Below are 18,542 nucleotides of genomic sequence, written 5' to 3'. Positions count from 1 at the left end.
AGGAGAAAGTAACATGTCAGAAAATTATCGTTCTCGAGAGGAGCGACGACAAGTTAAAAAGAAAAAACAGCCAGCTTCTAAAAAAACAAAACCAAAAGGTAAAACATCGTTTTTCCGTAAATTTTTAATTAGTTGTTTACTAATTGGTATTGTAGGTTTAGTGGCGGGGGTTGCTACCTTTTTCGTAATGATTAAGGATGCACCAAAACTTGAGAAAGCAAAACTTGTTAATCCGTTATCCTCAAAAATTTATGATAAAGACGGCAATTTGGTATATGAATATGGGAAAGAAAAAAGGACGAATGTTACGTATGATGAAATCCCTAAATTAGTAGAAGAAGCATTTTTAGCGACAGAAGATGCACGTTTTTACGAGCATAGTGGAGTTGATTTTAAGGGTACTGCACGTGCGGTTTTAGTTAGCCTTAAAGGAGATTATGGCTCTCAAGGTGGAAGTACGATAACGCAGCAAGTTATTAAAAACTACTTCTTATCGATGGAAAAAACGTCAAAGCGTAAGATTCAGGAAATATATTTAGCGTATAAGCTAGAACAACAGTATTCAAAACATGAAATATTAGAGATGTATTTAAATAAAATTAATTTAGGTAACCGTTCATATGGAATCGCAACAGCAGCACAAAACTACTATGGTAAAGAATTGAAAGATTTAACATTACCAGAAGTTGCAATGCTAGCAGGGTTACCGAAAGCACCAAATAACTATGATCCAACGAAACCAGAAAATGTTCAAAGAGCAACAGAAAGAAGAAATACTGTTCTAGGCTTAATGAATCGACATGGCTATATTACAAAACAAGAAATGGAAGAAGCTTCGAAAGTTGACGTAACAGAGGGGCTTAAGCCTGCAACGGAACTTCAGACAATGCCATATCCTGCATTCATGGATGCCGTTGTGAAAGAAGTAGAAAAAGAATTACCGGATGCTAACATTGGTTCTGACGGTTTAGAAATTTATACAACATTGGATCAGGATGCACAAAAATTAGCTGATAATATTTTAAATACAAATATTATTGATTATCCAAATGATAAATTCCAAGGTGCTTTCACATTTATGGATACGAAAACAGGGGAAGTTCGTGCTATAGGTAGCGGACGCGGTGAAAATAAAGCAGTATTTAAAGGACATAATATGGCAATCGAATTAGATCGTGCAGCTGGTTCGACAATGAAGCCAATCTTTGATTACGCCCCTGCTATTGAATACTTAAAATGGGCTACTTATCATCAAATTGATGATTCTCCATTTAAATATTCAACTGGACAAGAAGTTCGAAATGCAGACAGAAGTCATTTAGGTCCAATTACGATGCGTGAAGCATTAAAGATGTCACGTAATGTTCCGGCAGTTAAAACTGCAAAAGAAGTGGGAATTAGTAAATCGAAAGACTTCTCTGAGAAACTAGGTATTACATTTAATACACCTCCGACTGAATCAACAGCGATTGGTACAAATGAAGTGTCACCAACTGAAATAGCGGGTGCTTATGCGGCATTTGGTAATAATGGTAAATATACGAAGCCGCATTTTGTGAAGAAAGTAGTTTATCCAGACGGCAAATCACAAAGTTTTGGGCCAAAACCAAAACAAGTAATGGCGGATTCTACAGCATATATGATTACTGATATGCTTCGTTCTGTCGTTACATCAGGTACTGGTACAGCAGCAAATATAGCTTCATTAGATATCGCTGGTAAAACAGGTACAACAAACTATGATTCAAAACAATTAGCGCAATATAAAATTCCAGAAAGTGCAACTCGTGATAGTTGGTTTGCAGGTTATACGCCGCAATATACGATGGCAGTATGGACTGGATATATGAAAGATGGTAAAGACGAGTATATTAGTAGTAAAAATACGAAAATTGCACAGTTGATCTTTAAAGAAATGATGAGCGAGATGGCTACAGATAAATCACGCTTTAAAATGCCAAGTAGTGTTGTTCAAGAAGGTAGTGAATTGCGTATAAAAGGTGAAAAACGTGATTCTTCGCCAAATAGGAGCGTGCCTGATACAACTGAAAAGCCGCAGCAAAATCAACAGCAAAAAACTGAAGAAGAGAAAAAACAAGAAGAATTAAAGAAACAGGAAGAACTCAAGAAACAAGAAGAACAAAAGAAACAAGAAGAGCTTAATAAGCAAGAAGAACAAAAGAGACAGGAAGAATTAAAGAAACAAGAAGAAGAACAAAAGAAACAAAATGAACAAAATAACGGAAATACAACGCCGCCGAACAACGGAGGAGACCAAGGAAATACAACGCCGCCGAATAACGGTGGAGGCGGGGGTAATACAACACCGCCGAATAACGGAGGAGGCGGGGGTAATACAACGCCGCCGAATAATGGTGGAGGTGGAGGGAATACAACGCCACCAAATAATGGTGGAGATCAAGGGAATACAACCCCAACTCCACCAGTGACAACCCCACCGAATAATGGCGGGAATGCAGGAGAGGCTCCTGTCAATAATGGACAATAAATAATGCATTTAAAAAGCACCAAAGGTACCGGGAAAAACGGTTTCTTTGGTGCTTTTTGTATTATAAAGAGTAAAATTATTTTTAAATGTTAAAAGTACCATAGAAATTTTGAAAATAAATTGAAGGAAAATGATAAAAAACTTGAGTCGGGGGTAGTGGCGCATAACTTGGATGATAAAAGGTAGTACTACTTGGATGCATGCCATGATGCCAAAATGAGGGGGTGACTTGACCAGGTAATTGGTATTGTTGCCAAGTTGCCGGAAGTTCAATGCCAACATCAGAACTAGCTGTATGGACGGCGGGAACGTGTATGGAAGGAACGGATGGGACCGCAATAGTTATTCTTCGTGATACCCACATGAAACGATCACTCCTAATTTTAATGATAAAATAGTATATTCTTTTAGCGTGTATAAAGGTACATGTTTAGGACTTTTACTGAAACATAGGTACAGTCGTAGGACTATTTATTTTGAAAAAATACGTCTATTTGCGGAAAGAAAAGAGATAGAGAAACTGTGAAATTTATGATTTAGTTGTAAGTGATCATGAGGAAACGGAAGAAATTCAATTTAATTATGTAAAATAATAACTTTATTAAAAATAAATAAGTTTTATATAAGAATTATATTTAGGGGATAGTGAAATAAATATCATATAGAAACGAGCTGTATATATGGACAGCTCGTTTTTTTCTATTTCGTAAAGAAAGCTGGGTAAATGATACATTTCATGGGAGTATATGGATTATCTTTATATTTTGTTTTACGAAGACACAAAAAGAAGTCTGTCCTTTCTTTGTAAAATATGAAAATTATTTTTAGAAAATTGTATTATTACATTGGTAAAAGTATAGGAAACTTATCATTATAAAATAAATTGAAATCTTCTAAAAACTCTGATACATTGAAATAGAAATGTAGTTCCACAGTATTGTAAAGGCTTACAGTTATGTGCACGAAGATCTATTAGGATTGGAGGAAATAATGATGAAAGCTGAAGAAAAATTTTCCCCGGGATTAGATGGTATAGTGGCAGCAGAGACGAAAATCTCGTTTCTTGACACAGTGAAAGGTGAAATTGTAATTCAAGGGTATGATTTAATCGAACTCTCAAAAACAAAAGAGTATTTAGACATTGTGCACCTTTTATTGGAAGAACATCTACCGAATGAGGATGAAAAAGCAACAATTGAAAAGAAATTAAAAGAAGAATATGCGGTGCCAGAAGGTGTATTCAATGTGTTAAAGGCATTACCTAAAGAAACGCATCCTATGGATGGATTACGTACAGGTGTGTCTGCATTAGCTGGTTACGATAATGATATCGAAAACCGCTCGTTAGAAGTGAATAAAAGCCGAGGGTACAAGCTATTAAGTAAAGTACCGAACATTGTAGCAAATAGCTATCATATTTTAAATAATGAGGAGCCAATTCAGCCTCTTCAAGAATTGTCATATAGTGCGAATTTCTTCTATATGTTAACTGGTAAAAAACCGACTGAGCTTGAAGAGAAGATCTTTGATCGTTCCCTTGTTTTATATAGTGAACATGAAATGCCAAACTCTACATTTACAGCTCGCGTAATTGCATCAACGCAATCAGATTTATACGGTGCTTTAACAGGAGCAGTTGCATCTCTAAAAGGTAGCTTACACGGCGGTGCAAATGAAGCGGTTATGTACATGCTTTTAGAAGCTGGAAATGTTGAGAAATTTGAAGAGTTATTACAGAAGAAACTTTATAACAAAGAAAAAATTATGGGCTTTGGACATCGCGTATATATGAAGAAGATAGATCCAAGAGCACTGATGATGAAGGAAGCTTTAAAACAGCTTTGTGATGTAAAAGGCGATTATACACTATATGAAATGTGTGAAGCTGGAGAAAAGATTATGGAGAAGGAAAAAGGCATTTATCCGAATCTTGATTATTATGCTGCTCCAGTATATTGGATGCTTGGTATTCCAATTCAACTATATACGCCAATCTTCTTTAGCTCTAGAACAGTAGGACTATGTGCACACGTAATTGAGCAACATGCGAACAATCGTTTGTTCCGTCCACGTGTAAATTATATTGGCGAGCGACATGTATTTAGTAAATAAAAACAACTGGGGAGTTGTTAGCGCCGCCCGCCAGATGGGTGTTTGACCGACACCCATCATTAATAATAACGAATTTTCGACAGAAAGGGAAGAATAGTATGATTAAAACAAATGAAATTAAACAAAAAGATGCATTATTAGAAGAGATTACGGATTATGTATTAAATAAAGAGGTAACAAGTGCAGAAGCATTCAGTACTGCTCGCTACGTATTACTAGATACACTTGGATGCGGAATTTTAGCACTGCAATATCCAGAGTGTACGAAATTACTAGGACCAGTTGTACCAGGAACGATCGTGCCAAACGGTACACGTGTACCAGGAACATCTTATGTGCTAGATCCAGTAAAAGGTGCATTTAATATCGGATGTATGATCCGTTGGTTAGACTACAACGATACTTGGCTTGCAGCAGAATGGGGACATCCATCTGATAACTTAGGCGGAATTTTAGCCGTAGCAGATTATATTAGCCGTGTTCGTATTTCAGAAGGAAAAGAACCATTAAAAGTACGTGAAGTATTAGAAATGATGATTAAAGCACATGAAATTCAAGGTGTACTTGCTTTAGAAAATAGTTTAAATCGCGTTGGTCTTGACCATGTATTGTACGTAAAAGTAGCAACAACTGCTGTAGTTGCGAAAATGCTTGGCGGAACACGTGAAGAAATCTTTAATGCATTATCACATGCGTGGATTGATAATTCTAGTCTTCGTACATATCGTCATGCTCCAAACACTGGCTCACGTAAATCATGGGCAGCAGGTGATGCAACGAGCCGCGGTGTTCATCTTGCAATGACTGCTTTAAAAGGTGAAATGGGTTACCCAACAGCATTATCTGCACCAGGATGGGGATTCCAAGATGTATTATTCAATAAACAAGAATTAAAATTAGCAAGACCACTAGAGTCTTATGTAATGGAAAATGTATTATTTAAAGTTTCATATCCAGCAGAATTCCATGCACAAACAGCTGCAGAATGTGCAGTGAAGTTGCATCCGGAAATTAAAGAAAGATTAGATGAAATTGATCGTATTACAATTACAACTCATGAATCAGCAATTCGTATTATCGATAAAGAAGGTCCATTAAATAACCCAGCTGATCGTGATCATTGCTTACAATATATTACGGCAATCGGTTTATTAAAAGGTGATATCGTTGCGGACGATTATGAGGATGTAGTAGCAAATGATCCACGTGTAGATGAATTACGTAATAAGATGGTTGTTGTTGAAAACAAGCAGTACAGTTTAGATTATCTTGACCCGAACAAGCGCTCAATCGCCAACGCTGTTCAAGTTCACTTTAAAGATGGTACTGTAACAGAAAATGTGGAATGTGAATACCCACTTGGTCACCGTTTCCGTAGAGATGAAGCGATTCCAAAAGTTGTTCAAAAATTCACTGCAAATATGGCAGGTCATTATTCTAGTAAGCAACAAGAACAAATTCATGAAGTTTGTTTAAATGAAGAAAAACTAGAAAATATGAATGTAAACGAATTTGTAGATCTATTCTTAATTTAATAATAGGGGGAATCTAGAATGGCTTGGGTTGTGAATAAACAGTCAACACAAGAAGAGCTTGCGAATTGCTTCCGAGCTTTAGTAGAAGCAAATGAAATTTTGCAAATTCCAGGTGCTCATGATGCAATGGCGGCTCTTGTTGCGAAAAATACAGGTTTTTCAGCTCTTTATTTATCAGGAGCTGCTTATACTGCAAGCAAAGGGCTACCAGATTTAGGTATCGTGACGTCTACTGAAGTTGCAGAGAGAGCAAGGGATCTAGTAAGAGCTACAGATTTACCAGTTCTTGTTGACATTGATACAGGATTTGGTGGAGTACTAAACGTAGCGAGAACAGCTGTAGAAATGGTAGAAGCGAAAGTAGCGGCTGTTCAAATTGAAGATCAACAACTACCAAAGAAATGCGGCCATTTAAATGGCAAGAAACTTATTACTACAGAAGAATTAGTTCAAAAGATTAAAGCGATTAAAGAAGTTGCGCCAAGCTTATATATTGTAGCACGCACAGATGCTCGCGGCGTTGAAGGATTAGATGCAGCGATTGAAAGAGCGAATGCATATGTTGAAGCAGGTGCAGATGCAATTTTCCCGGAAGCACTTCAATCAGAAGAGGAATTCCGTTTATTTACTAGCAAAGTGAATGCACCTTTACTAGCAAATATGACTGAGTTCGGAAAAACACCATATTATAGTGCAGAGGAATTTGCGAATATGGGCTTCCAAATGGTTATTTATCCTGTAACTTCACTTCGCGTAGCAGCGAAAGCGTATGAGAATGTGTTTACTTTAATTAAGGAAACAGGTTCTCAAAAAGATGCACTTTCTAATATGCAAACGAGAAGTGAGTTATATGAAACAATTTCATATCATGACTTTGAAGAGTTAGATACTGGTATTGCAAAAACAGTATTATCAGAAGATCAATAGATAAAACAGCGAAGGCGATGAAAATACATCTTTGGCAAAATAAAATGCTTGATGTGAAAAATCATCGCCTTCTATTTTCAAAAAAAGATATTCCACTCATCGTAGACGAGCAAAAGCAAAAAAGCTATGAAAGCCGAATGATAGGGGGATACATATGGAGAAAACGAAGTTACCATGGGATGAATTTTTTTCACTCAATAAAGATGTAAATCATACTTACTTTACACCAGAAGATTTTTCAGGTGATGAGGAATTAATCGCAAAAACAACTGAACAATTTGTTAAACAAGAAATTGTTCCACAAATGGAAAACATTGAACAACATAACTATAAAATTTCTCGTCAATTATTTGAAAAAGCTGGAGAACTTGGACTATTAAGTATCGAAGTCCCAGAAGAATACGGCGGGTTCGAGTTAGGAAAGGCAGTTTCAGGACTAGTAGCAGAAAAAATGGGATACGCCGGTGCATTTAGCGTTTCATTTAATATACACGCAGGTGTAGGTACACTGCCTTACATATATTACGGAACGAAAGAACAGAAAGAAAAATATTTACCAAAAATTGCTTCAGGAGAATGGATTGGGGCGTATGCTTTAACTGAGCCAAATGCTGGTTCTGATGCATTAAGTGCAAAAACAAGCGCAGTATTGAATGAAGAGGGTACAGATTGGAAGTTGAATGGTGAGAAACAATGGATTACAAATGCTCATATGGCAGATGTATACGTTGTTTTTGCGAAGACAAATAAAGGAATGACAGCGTTTATTGTCGAAAGAACATGTGAAGGTGTATCTATTGGATTAGAGGAAAAGAAAATGGGCATTAAAGGTTCTTCAACGGCGACGCTTATTTTAGAAGATGTTGTTATCCCTGCTGAAAATGTTCTAGGGGAAGTTGGAAAAGGGCATCACGTAGCTCTAAATATTCTTAACTTCGCTAGATTAAAACTTGCTTTTGGAAATATTGGAACAGCAAAACAAGCAATTGGATTGTCAGTTCAATACGGAAAAGAACGAAAACAGTTCCAAACGGAATTAGTAGACTTTACGATGATTCAAGAGAAAATTGCAAATATGATCATTGCTACATATGGAGCAGAAAGTGCAGCGTATCGTACAGCAGGTGTAATTGATGAAGCGATTCATGAGAGCGATGAAGATCTTATGAAAAAAATGTCCCAATTCGCAATTGAATGTGCACTAAATAAAGTAAATGCTTCTGAAACACTTGGTCATATCGTAGATGAAGCTGTACAAATTCATGGTGGTTACGGTTATATGCAAGAATACGAAGTAGAACGTTTATATCGTGACGCTCGAATTAGTCGTATTTTTGAAGGAACAAATGAAATTAATAGATTAACAGTTGCCAAAATGTTAATGAAACAAATGGAGCAAGTCGAAGATCATGAAGTAGAAAGTGATTTGGAAAACGTCGAAAGAAACCATCGTTACATTTTATTAGCGAAACAATTGTTGAAACAATCTTTGAAAACGCTCTCTAAAACTCCAGGATTAAAAATTGATCAAGAGCAAGAATATTCACGTGTATTATCAAATATGTTGACGGACGTGTACGTCATGGAATCAGCATTTTTACGTACGAGTAAAGCAATTAGTAAAAATGGTGAAGAAAAAGAGCGTACGAAACAAATGATAACGGATGTTATTTGTGAAGAAGGCTATCGTAAAGTAGAAGAAGCGGCGATTTCTATACTTTCAGCGGCTGTCACAGAAGAACAAGATAGACACATTATTTTAGCTGAAATCCGTCAATTATTAGTACCTTTATACACGAACGTATTTATGAAAAAGAGAGAAATTGCGAAAGCTATTATAAATCGCGGGAAATATATTGTGTAATTAGGAGGAAAGCGATATGAAAAAGATTGGTTTTATCGGCCTAGGTAACATGGGTCTTCCAATGTCTAAAAATTTAGTTAAATCAGGTTACACAGTATACGGAGTGGACTTGAATAAAGAGGCTGAAGCTTCCTTTGAAAAAGAGGGAGGAATTATCGGCCTATCAATCTCAAAACTAGCAGATACATGTGATGTGATTTTTACAAGTTTACCTTCACCTCGTGCCGTTGAAGCGGTATATTTTGGGGAAGAAGGATTATTTGCAAATAGCCACTCGAATGTAGCTTTAATTGATACAAGTACAGTATCTCCACAATTAAATAAACAATTAGAGGAGTCGGCGAAGGAAAAGAAAGTAGACTTTTTAGCGGCGCCTGTTAGTGGTGGTGTAATTGGAGCAGAAAACCGTACATTAACGTTTATGGTTGGTGGACCAAAAGAGGTATATGATAAAACTGAATCTATCATGGAAGTGTTAGGAGCGAATATTTTCCATGTTAGTGAGCAAATCGATAGTGGCACAACTGTTAAATTAATTAACAATCTATTAATTGGTTTTTATACTGCTGGTGTGAGTGAAGCTTTAACATTAGCGAAAAAGAACAATATGGATTTAGATAAAATGTTTGATATTTTAAATGTAAGTTACGGTCAAAGTAGAATTTATGAGCGTAATTATAAAAGTTTCATTGCATCAGAAAACTATGATCCGGGCTTTACTGTAGATTTATTAAAGAAAGATTTAGGGTTTGCAGTTGATTTAGCTAAGGAAAGCGAACTTCACTTACCAGTAAGCGAAATGCTATTAAACGTATATGAAGAAGCGAGTGAGGCAGGGTATGGTGAAAACGATATGGCTGCTTTATATAAGAAAGTTAGCGAGCAATTAATTTCTAATCAAAAGTAGTAGACTTATATAAATCATAAAAAAGGAGAGAATATAATGATTACAACTGAAATTAAACGAGTAAAAAATCATATTAATGGCGAGTGGGTAGAATCTACTGGTACGGAAGTAGAAGCAGTACCGAATCCAGCGACGGGAAAAATTATCGCTTACGTTCCACTATCTCCGAAAGAAGATGTTGAAAAAGCTGTCGAAGCGGCAAAAGAGGCATACAAAACATGGTCCAAAGTGCCAGTTCCAAATCGCTCAAGACAGCTATACAAATATTTACAACTGTTACAAGAAAATAAAGATGAACTTGCAAAAATCATTACGCTAGAAAACGGTAAAACGCTAACGGATGCAACTGGTGAAGTGCAGCGTGGTATTGAAGCAGTAGAACTTGCAACATCAGCACCAAATTTAATGATGGGACAAGCTCTTCCGAATATTGCTAGCGGAATTGATGGATCGATTTGGCGCTATCCAATCGGTGTTGTTGCTGGTATTACACCATTTAACTTCCCGATGATGATTCCATTATGGATGTTCCCACTTGCAATTGCTTGTGGTAATACATTCGTATTAAAAACATCTGAAAGAACGCCACTTTTGGCTGAAAGACTTGTAGAGTTATTCTATGAAGCTGGTTTTCCAAAAGGGGTATTAAATTTAGTGCAAGGTGGAAAAGATGTTGTAAATAGTATTTTAGAAAGTAAAGATATTCAAGCTGTTTCATTCGTTGGCTCTGAGCCAGTAGCTCGTTACGTATATGAAACAGGTACGAAACATGGAAAACGTGTACAAGCGTTAGCTGGTGCGAAAAACCATGCGATTGTAATGCCAGATTGCAATCTTGAAAAAACTGTACAAGGTGTTATTGGATCTGCATTTGCAAGTAGTGGAGAACGCTGCATGGCATGTTCAGTAGTAGCAGTAGTTGATGAAATTGCTGATGAATTCATTGATGTATTAGTAGCAGAAACGAAGAAGTTAAAAGTAGGTGATGGTTTCAACGAAGATAATTATGTTGGACCATTAATCCGTGAATCTCATAAAGAGCGCGTTTTAGGCTATATTAATAGCGGTGTAGCTGACGGAGCAACTTTATTAGTAGATGGCCGCAAAATTAATGAAGAAGTTGGAGAAGGTTACTTTGTTGGTGCAACAATCTTCGATGATGTAAATCAAGAAATGAAAATTTGGCAGGATGAAATTTTCGCTCCAGTATTAAGTGTTGTACGCGTTAAAGATTTAGAAGAGGGTATCAAACTGACAAATCAATCTAAGTTTGCAAATGGTGCGGTTATTTATACTTCAAACGGTAAGCATGCACAAACATTCCGCGATAACATCGATGCTGGTATGATTGGTGTAAACGTAAACGTTCCAGCACCAATGGCATTCTTCGCATTTGCAGGAAATAAAGCTTCATTCTTTGGTGATTTAGGTACAAATGGTACAGATGGCGTTCAATTCTATACACGTAAAAAGGTTGTAACTGAGCGCTGGTTTTAAAAAAAGTATGTAAATTGTTACATAAAAAAGCCACTCAAAAGAGTGGCCTTTTTATTGTGTATTAATTATTTTTTTCAAAAGCTAGTTTAATACCAAATCCAATTAAGACGATTCCTGTTAGCCCTTGAATATAACGTTGCGTCCTTGGTTTCTTCATAAAAGCACTAATTTTATCAATTAAAAATATATAAAAAGCAAACCAAATGACTGTTAAAATGAGATAAGTAAGACCCATTACTAGAAGTTGAATAAATGTATTATGACTTGGGTTTAAAAATTGTGGTAAGAAAGTTAAAAAGAAGACTGCAATCTTAGGATTTAATAAATTCGTAAGAAAGCCTTGGCGAAAGCAGGAAGTATGTTTATTATCATTACTTATTGCTACATCATTTGTATTTACGCCTTCTTTGTTTCTTACGGCTAAAAGGGCTTTAATACCAATATAAATTAAATATAGAGCTCCAACATACTTGAAAATAGAAAATAAAAGAGCTGACTTTACAATAAGTGCGGAAAGACCAATTACAGCAGCTAAAGTATGAATTAATAGTGCAACACATGTACCGAAAACTGTTTTCACTCCACCCACCTTACCAGCGACTAATGTGTTTTTTGTGGCCATTGCTGTATCTGGACCAGGTAAAATGATAAGACAAATTGACATAATGATGAAAAGAAGATAATTTTCTATCATAAATTGTCCTCCTTTGTATTTTTAGAAAATTCGATTGAAATTAGTGTAGCACACATTTCGGTTTAATTAAATTAAATTTTATTTAAAAATATTAAATGAAAAAGGCTATATAGTAGTGTTGCATACACTACAAATATAGCCTTTTTGTTATGCATTAAGTAAGTTAAAGAAACGATTTACGTCTTCTTCTGAAACATCACTTAACTGTTTATATTTATAATTCGGATTTTGATCTTTATCAACGACAACGGAGCGTACTCCTTCGAAGAAATCTTCATGTCTCATAAAATTTTTAGCTAGTATAAGGTCCGTAGCGAAACATTCTTCAACGGACTTATCTTTTCCATCAATAAACTGTTTTAATGTTACTTTTAGTGAAACAGGTGATTTTGATAATAGCGTTTCTTTCGTTTTTAGTGCAAATGAACTTTGATCTTTCTCCAATGAGTGGATGATTTCTTCAATTGTATCGAATGCAAAATGTGAATTGATTACTTCTATTGAAGGAACAAGCTCGCTTTCTAAGTTTGGAGCAGTTGCAAATGTACGAATGACTGCTTTTAAATTGGTATGTACATCATCTTCTTTATGCCAATTTACATTTTCAAGTTCAGTAAGGAAATTTGGTAATGTATCTGATGGCATAAAGTAGTCAGCAGCGTTTATAAACAATACGTCAGAAGCTTTTAAAATAGATGCTGTTAAAGCAACGTAACGACCTGTATATTCAGGTGCCTTATTTAAGAAATATGCAGCGCCGACGTCTGGGAAGAAGCCGATGTTCATCTCAGGCATTGCCCATTTTGTTTTTTCTGTCACAATTCTGTATGTAGCACCATTTGTAAGTCCGACACCACCGCCCATTACAATACCATCTAAACAAGCTATAATCGGTTTTTTATATTGATAAATGTAAGTATCAATTTCATACTCTTCTTCAAAAAATCGCTCAGCATGCTGCAGTGCAACTTCGTTTGAACGTGCTTCGTAAAGAGTTTTAATGTCACCACCTGCGCAAAAACCTTTTGTGCCAGCTCCCTTTAATACGATAACCGCAATACGCTCATCGTGCTCCCACTCTTTAAGTTTTTGTCCAATTGGCTGTAACATATCATAGGATAAAGAGTTAAGTGCTTTTGGGCGGTTTAAAGTAATTGATGCAACGCCGTTTTCACTAACAGAAAATAAAACGTTTTCAGTCATGATTCATCCTCCTTTATATATCTTCTTATTCTTAATTCTTTATATGTACTGAAATGTCCTTTATAAATTTTGTCTAAAGTTGACGATATGTGTTAATTTGTCCACCGCATATTTTGACGAGTTATATTTGCAGGATTTCGGTGATGGAAGATGAATATTACAACATTACTGTAAGAGTAAATATTTGAAGTTATGGTGATAAAAGCGCTATTATATATGTGTAAAATGTGTATAGTTACTTAAAAAATAGAATTGTTGAAATTGTAACGAGTGGCTTGTATGTTAATTAGAAATAGGGGAAGGAGAAATCGGAATGCCAGTACCTTTACTATTATCGGTTATTATTTTGTCTTCGTTAATGATAGGGATAACACAGTATTTTCATCATACAGATACGACAGAAGAAGTGAAGGATAAAGTACGTCTCGTATTTCCGATTTTTATCATATCTATTTCTTTTTGCATTCTATTAAATAAGGATGGATACATTGTCGCTGTATTTTCATTTTTTGTAGCGATCGTTTTCATTACAGTTTTATACTATGTAATGAAAGACTTTATACAAAAATAAAGATGTCATAATCGGCATTTTTATTTTGAGAATACATAAAATTTCACGTACCATATTTTAAATAAAAACTATAAAACATCTTACGAATAGAAAAGTGCTTACTTTGTCGTGTATTTACTTGTCAATCTCGCATAGCCACTATACTATTAAAATGTAGAGATTATAAAAAGGGGTTGTATCTATCATGAAATTTGAGATGCACACAAAAATTGTTTCAAATGAAAAAGAAATAAGATTACATATAGAAGAAAACATATTTCAATTAATTTTAGATGGTTATCACTTATTTACAGTGCAAGAAATATTACCTTTATATAAATCCAATGAAGAAAGAATTGGTAGTGCGATGATACAAAAGTTAGAGTGGGAGAACGGAAAAACTACAATAAACTATCAACTCGTATCACTAAAATCAGTAAATTAAAAGGAGCAGAAAAATATGAAGTTATTTCATACAGCTGATTGGCATTTAGGTAAGCTTGTTCATGGCGTGTATATGACTGAAGACCAAAAGATTGTATTAGATCAGTTTGTACAAGCTGTTGAAGAAGAAAAACCAGATGCCGTAATTATTGCAGGGGATTTATACGACCGGGCAATTCCACCGACAGAAGCAGTAGACTTATTAAATGATGTGTTGCAAAAAATAGTTATCGACTTACAAACACCTGTTATCGCAGTTGCAGGAAACCATGATAGTCCAGACCGTATACATTTTGGAAGTAATTTAATGAAGAAACAGGGATTACATATTGTAGGGCAATTTCAATTCCCGTACGAACCTGTTGTATTAAATGATGAATATGGAGAGGTTCATTTCCATCTCGTTCCGTATGCGGATCCAAGCATAGTTAGACATATATTGAAAAATGAAGACGTACGTTCTCATGATGATGCGATGCTTATTTTTATGAACGAGCTTTCTGAAACGATGGATAAAGAAGCTAGACATGTATTTGTTGGACATGCATTTGTAACTTCTTCGGGAGAAGCGGAAGAGAATACAAGTGATGCAGAACGACCACTTTCAATTGGTGGTGCTGAATATGTAAATAGTCATTATTTTGATAAGTTTCATTACACAGCGCTTGGGCATTTACATCAAGCGCATTTCGTACGTAATGAGACAATTCGATATTCAGGTTCGCCACTTGCATATTCTATTTCAGAAGAAAAACATAAAAAAGGATATTATATTGTGGAACTAGACGAGGAAGGTGAAGTAACAATTGAAAAAAGGCTACTTACACCACGTCGTAAAATGCGAACAGTAGAAGCGGAAATAGATGATTTATTACAGCATTCAGTAAGTGAAGATTACGTATTTGTAAAATTATTAGATGAAAATCCTGTCTTACAGCCAATGGAGAAAATACGCTCTGTATATCCAAATGCAATGCACGTTGAAAGAGCGATGCAAAGACGAGAGCTTACAGATACAAATGAAGTAACTGTTTCAAGACATAAAATGGATGATTTATCTCTATTAAAGGCTTTTTATAAAGAAATGAAAGGCTTAGATTTATCTGAAGAGAAAGAACGTCTATTTATAGAAGTTTTACAAACAGTGCAAGAACGGGAAGGTGAACGAGGATGAGACCGATTCAGCTTATTATGACAGCATTTGGGCCATATAAACAGAAAGAAGTAATCGATTTTGATGATCTTGGAGCGCATCGTATTTTCGCCATTTCTGGGAATACGGGAGCTGGAAAGACAACGATTTTTGATGCGATTTGTTATGTGTTGTATGGTGAGGCTAGTGGAGAAGAGCGTAGTGATACGAGTATGCTTCGAAGTCAATTTGCTGATGATAATGTTTATACAAGTGTAGAATTAACCTTCCAGTTAAAAGGAAAGCGCTATGAAATAAAACGGCAACTTGGCCATAAAAAACAAGGGAATAAGACGATTACAGGGCATGCAGTAGAATTATACGAAGTGATTGATGAAGAGAAGGTTCCAGCCGTTGATCGTTTTCATGTAACGGATGTAAATAAAAAAGTGGAAGATTTAATCGGATTAAGTAAACATCAATTCAGCCAAATTGTCATGTTACCACAAGGAGAATTCCGAAAACTATTAACTTCTGAGACAGAAAATAAAGAAGAGATTTTACGTCGTATTTTTAAAACAGATCGTTATAAATTAATGCGTGAGTTACTAGATCAAAAACGTAAACAATGGAAAGATGTTTTGCAAGAAAAACAAAAAGAACGAGAATTATATTTCCGTAATGTTTTTAAATTACCAATCCGCGATGGAGCATTATTAGAGACGTTAGTGGAACAAGAACATGTAAACACGCATCAAGTAGTAGAAGCATTAGAACAAGAAACAGCTGCGTATAAGACAGAGGTTGATCAATTACGAGTCGAACAAGATATCCAAACGAAGCAATTGAAAGATGCAGAAACACGTTTTCATGCAGCAAAATCTGTAAATGAGAAATTTACAGATTTACAGCAAAAAAATGAGAGATATAATACATTACAAGAAAACCGTACAGTCATTGAAATGAAAGAGAAGTCCTTTAAACGTGCAGAACAAGCGAAGCGTTTATTGCCATTTGAGCAATGGTATGAGGAAGCGATGCAAAACGAGCAGAAGGCTGAAAGTTTGTTAAAACAGATAATTGCCAAAAAAGAACATATACTAAACAGTTTTGAGCTTGCTCAGGAGAAATATGAAGCAGTAAAGAATAAAGAAGCAGAACGAGAAGAAGCAAAAAAACTTGTTCGAAGGTTAGAAGAGTTACAACCAATTATCGCATCATTAGCTGAGAAAAAGTTGAATTTACAAAATGCTGAAATCCAAATAGGAAAATTAAAAGAAAGTATGCAAAAGCTGGATCAAGAGCTAGAAGAGCATACAAATCAAAAACAGAGAAAGTCTGGTGAATTACAGCAATTAGAATTAGCGCTTGAGCAATATGTAGCTAAAGTAGAAGAACTAACAAAAATGAGAGAAGATGCAAAGGTTTTAAAGCAAGCATATGATGTTTGGCAAGAAAAACAAAAATTCGAGCAAGAAAAAGAAGTAGTAAATAATAAGATGCAAGTGGCAGTTATGGCATATGAAAATATGGAACGCCGCTGGTTAAGTGAACAAGCAGGTATATTAGCACTTCATTTACATGACGGTGAATCTTGCCCAGTATGTGGTAGTACGAATCACCCGAAAAAAGCTACAGAGCAAAGTGATGCAATTGATGAAAAAGAGTTAAACGATTTAAGAGACAAGAAGAATGTTGCTGAAAAATTACATGTTCAATTAGAGGAGAAATGGAATTTCTATCGACTACAATATGAACAGGTGATAGAAGAAGTCACGGAGAGAGGGTACCATTCAGAACAATTAGTTGAAACATATAGTGCGCTCGTTCAAAAAGGAAAGCAATTAGCAGCAGAAGTTACTGATTTAAAAGCAAGTGAAGAAAAGCGTAAGCAAATTGCTGTGAATATAAAAAGCATAGAAGAAAAGGTAGATGAACTTCAGAAACAAAAGCGTGAAATAGAAACATTGCAGCACCGTACAGAAATGGAGTGCATGCAACTTCGTACGTCATATGAACATGACCAGAAAAATATTCCAGACAATTTACAAACAGTACAAGCTTGGAAAGTACAGTTTGACCAAGCTATGCAACAACTCAGGTTAATGGAAGATGAATGGAAGAAAGTGCAAGAAGCATATCAACATTGGCAAAATGAAAATATACGTATTCAAGCAGAACATGAGGGGGCTTCTAATCAATTTGAAAGTACAAAATTGAAGAAAGAAGAGACTTTCGCGCGCTTTATGAAAGAACTAGAACAGAGTGGTTTTACAGATCAATTCACGTATAAAGAAGCTAAGTTAAATGATGCTGAGATGGAGATGTTACAAAAAGAAATTCAAAGTTATTATTCATCTCTTGAAGTACTTGTAAAGCAAATCGAAGAGTTACGTACTGAATTGAAAGATAAACAGTATATGGATATTACTTCATTAGGTGAACACATACAAGAATTGGAAATTAATCTTGATATAATTAAAGAAAAACGTCAACGCGCGCAAAATGCTGTAGCATATATTTCTGATTTACATGAAAATATTAAACGTATTGATGAACAAATTCATGAAGAAGAAAAAGCTTTCCAAGAACTTGTTGATTTATATGAAGTAATGAAAGGGGATAACGAAAGTCGTATATCCTTTGAACGTTACATCTTAATTGAGTATTTAGAACAAATTGTTCAAATTGCAAACGAACGACTACGTAAATTATCAAATGGACAATTTTATTTAAAACGAAGTGAACGAGTTGAAAAGAGAAATCGTCAAAGTGGATTAGGTCTAGATGTATACGACGCATACACTGGCCAAACACGTGATGTAAAAACCTTATCTGGCGGCGAGAAATTTAACGCATCACTTTGCTTAGCACTCGGAATGGCAGACGTCATTCAAGCGTATGAAGGTGGTATTTCCATCGAAACGATGTTTATCGATGAAGGATTCGGTTCATTAGATGAGGAGTCATTAACGAAAGCAGTAGACGCCTTAATTGACTTACAAAAATCAGGCCGATTTATCGGTGTCATTTCACACGTTCAAGAGCTGAAAAACGCAATGCCAGCTGTATTAGAAGTAACGAAGCAGAAGGATGGCTGTAGTCAGACTAGGTTTGTGGTGAAGTAAGTTCGGAAATTAAAGTAGGAACTTTGTGTGGTATGTATGA

The 18,542-nt window shown here is 35.5% G+C and carries 14 protein-coding genes; 11 read left to right on the top strand and 3 right to left on the bottom strand.

The annotated features are described in order from the left end of the window. The first annotated feature begins 13 nt into the window (after positions 1 to 13). Positions 14 to 2,509, top strand: coding sequence for a transglycosylase domain-containing protein (locus COC96_RS01205; RefSeq protein WP_098266721.1), 2,496 nt, complete (start codon positions 14 to 16; stop codon positions 2,507 to 2,509). 82 nt (positions 2,510 to 2,591) lie between these two features. Here the strand turns inward: COC96_RS01205 and COC96_RS01200 are convergent, their stop codons facing one another. Continuing rightward, entirely contained in the window at positions 2,592 to 2,873 is a 282-nt protein-coding gene (locus tag COC96_RS01200; protein ID WP_098266722.1) for a hypothetical protein, read from the bottom strand. A gap of 626 nt (positions 2,874 to 3,499) precedes the next feature. Here COC96_RS01200 and mmgD point away from each other — a divergent pair. From mmgD to COC96_RS01165, 6 genes are all read left to right on the top strand, one after another. Then, on the top strand, positions 3,500 to 4,621 hold the full coding sequence (gene mmgD, locus COC96_RS01195; RefSeq protein ID WP_140417328.1) for a citrate synthase: 1,122 nt from the start codon (positions 3,500 to 3,502) through the stop codon (positions 4,619 to 4,621). Positions 4,622 to 4,719: 98 nt separating this feature from the next. After that, a complete protein-coding gene (gene prpD, locus COC96_RS01190) occupies positions 4,720 to 6,156 on the top strand; it encodes a 2-methylcitrate dehydratase (RefSeq protein WP_000598135.1) in 1,437 nt (478 codons plus the stop codon). A gap of 18 nt (positions 6,157 to 6,174) precedes the next feature. Then, positions 6,175 to 7,083, top strand: coding sequence for a methylisocitrate lyase (gene prpB / locus COC96_RS01185; RefSeq protein WP_098768129.1), 909 nt, complete (start codon positions 6,175 to 6,177; stop codon positions 7,081 to 7,083). 154 nt (positions 7,084 to 7,237) lie between these two features. Then, the gene (locus COC96_RS01175) at positions 7,238 to 8,947 is read left to right on the top strand and encodes an acyl-CoA dehydrogenase family protein (protein WP_098266724.1); all 1,710 of its coding nucleotides are present in this window, start codon (positions 7,238 to 7,240) and stop codon (positions 8,945 to 8,947) included. Between the two features lie 16 nt (positions 8,948 to 8,963). Further along, positions 8,964 to 9,854: an NAD(P)-dependent oxidoreductase gene (locus tag COC96_RS01170; RefSeq protein ID WP_098266725.1), complete on the top strand. Its 891-nt coding sequence runs from the start codon at positions 8,964 to 8,966 to the stop codon at positions 9,852 to 9,854. A 36-nt stretch (positions 9,855 to 9,890) separates the two neighbouring features. Next, positions 9,891 to 11,351, top strand: coding sequence for a CoA-acylating methylmalonate-semialdehyde dehydrogenase (locus COC96_RS01165; RefSeq protein ID WP_088230322.1), 1,461 nt, complete (start codon positions 9,891 to 9,893; stop codon positions 11,349 to 11,351). Positions 11,352 to 11,412: 61 nt separating this feature from the next. Here the strand turns inward: COC96_RS01165 and COC96_RS01160 are convergent, their stop codons facing one another. Next, complete coding sequence (locus COC96_RS01160) at positions 11,413 to 12,045, bottom strand: LysE family translocator (RefSeq protein ID WP_098768128.1); 633 nt, start codon at positions 12,043 to 12,045, stop codon at positions 11,413 to 11,415. 147 nt (positions 12,046 to 12,192) lie between these two features. Beyond that, on the bottom strand, positions 12,193 to 13,248 hold the full coding sequence (locus tag COC96_RS01155; protein WP_098768127.1) for an enoyl-CoA hydratase/isomerase family protein: 1,056 nt from the start codon (positions 13,246 to 13,248) through the stop codon (positions 12,193 to 12,195). Positions 13,249 to 13,561: 313 nt separating this feature from the next. On the opposite strand from COC96_RS01155, the gene COC96_RS01150 reads away from it, so the two are divergent. The 4 genes from COC96_RS01150 to COC96_RS01135 all read left to right on the top strand — a co-directional run bounded on the left by COC96_RS01150 (position 13,562) and on the right by COC96_RS01135 (position 18,502). Further along, positions 13,562 to 13,819, top strand: coding sequence for a hypothetical protein (locus COC96_RS01150; RefSeq protein WP_001145040.1), 258 nt, complete (start codon positions 13,562 to 13,564; stop codon positions 13,817 to 13,819). Positions 13,820 to 14,003: 184 nt separating this feature from the next. Continuing rightward, entirely contained in the window at positions 14,004 to 14,243 is a 240-nt protein-coding gene (locus COC96_RS01145; RefSeq protein WP_098266728.1) for a DUF2584 family protein, read from the top strand. 15 nt (positions 14,244 to 14,258) lie between these two features. Beyond that, positions 14,259 to 15,416, top strand: coding sequence for an exonuclease SbcCD subunit D (locus COC96_RS01140; RefSeq protein WP_098768126.1), 1,158 nt, complete (start codon positions 14,259 to 14,261; stop codon positions 15,414 to 15,416). Then, the gene (locus tag COC96_RS01135; protein ID WP_098768125.1) at positions 15,413 to 18,502 is read left to right on the top strand and encodes an AAA family ATPase; all 3,090 of its coding nucleotides are present in this window, start codon (positions 15,413 to 15,415) and stop codon (positions 18,500 to 18,502) included. The genes COC96_RS01140 and COC96_RS01135 overlap by 4 nt, the downstream gene beginning before the upstream one ends. The last annotated feature ends 40 nt before the right edge of the window (positions 18,503 to 18,542 follow it).

It is taken from the genome of Bacillus cereus (assembly GCF_002577405.1).
Taxonomy (GTDB): Bacteria; Bacillota; Bacilli; order Bacillales; family Bacillaceae_G; genus Bacillus_A; species Bacillus_A cereus_AU.
This window is presented reverse-complemented; position numbering and strand designations above follow the sequence as displayed.

What these genes read in the sequence shown, in the direction of transcription:
- COC96_RS01205 (WP_098266721.1), top strand. Translation starts at nt 14, where the DNA reads ATGTCAGAAAATTATCGTTCTCGAGAGGAGCGACGACAAGTTAAAAAG.
- COC96_RS01200 (WP_098266722.1), bottom strand. Translation starts at nt 2,873, where the DNA reads ATGTGGGTATCACGAAGAATAACTATTGCGGTCCCATCCGTTCCTTCC.
- mmgD (WP_140417328.1), top strand. Translation starts at nt 3,500, where the DNA reads ATGATGAAAGCTGAAGAAAAATTTTCCCCGGGATTAGATGGTATAGTG.
- prpD (WP_000598135.1), top strand. Translation starts at nt 4,720, where the DNA reads ATGATTAAAACAAATGAAATTAAACAAAAAGATGCATTATTAGAAGAG.
- prpB (WP_098768129.1), top strand. Translation starts at nt 6,175, where the DNA reads ATGGCTTGGGTTGTGAATAAACAGTCAACACAAGAAGAGCTTGCGAAT.
- COC96_RS01175 (WP_098266724.1), top strand. Translation starts at nt 7,238, where the DNA reads ATGGAGAAAACGAAGTTACCATGGGATGAATTTTTTTCACTCAATAAA.
- COC96_RS01170 (WP_098266725.1), top strand. Translation starts at nt 8,964, where the DNA reads ATGAAAAAGATTGGTTTTATCGGCCTAGGTAACATGGGTCTTCCAATG.
- COC96_RS01165 (WP_088230322.1), top strand. Translation starts at nt 9,891, where the DNA reads ATGATTACAACTGAAATTAAACGAGTAAAAAATCATATTAATGGCGAG.
- COC96_RS01160 (WP_098768128.1), bottom strand. Translation starts at nt 12,045, where the DNA reads ATGATAGAAAATTATCTTCTTTTCATCATTATGTCAATTTGTCTTATC.
- COC96_RS01155 (WP_098768127.1), bottom strand. Translation starts at nt 13,248, where the DNA reads ATGACTGAAAACGTTTTATTTTCTGTTAGTGAAAACGGCGTTGCATCA.
- COC96_RS01150 (WP_001145040.1), top strand. Translation starts at nt 13,562, where the DNA reads ATGCCAGTACCTTTACTATTATCGGTTATTATTTTGTCTTCGTTAATG.
- COC96_RS01145 (WP_098266728.1), top strand. Translation starts at nt 14,004, where the DNA reads ATGAAATTTGAGATGCACACAAAAATTGTTTCAAATGAAAAAGAAATA.
- COC96_RS01140 (WP_098768126.1), top strand. Translation starts at nt 14,259, where the DNA reads ATGAAGTTATTTCATACAGCTGATTGGCATTTAGGTAAGCTTGTTCAT.
- COC96_RS01135 (WP_098768125.1), top strand. Translation starts at nt 15,413, where the DNA reads ATGAGACCGATTCAGCTTATTATGACAGCATTTGGGCCATATAAACAG.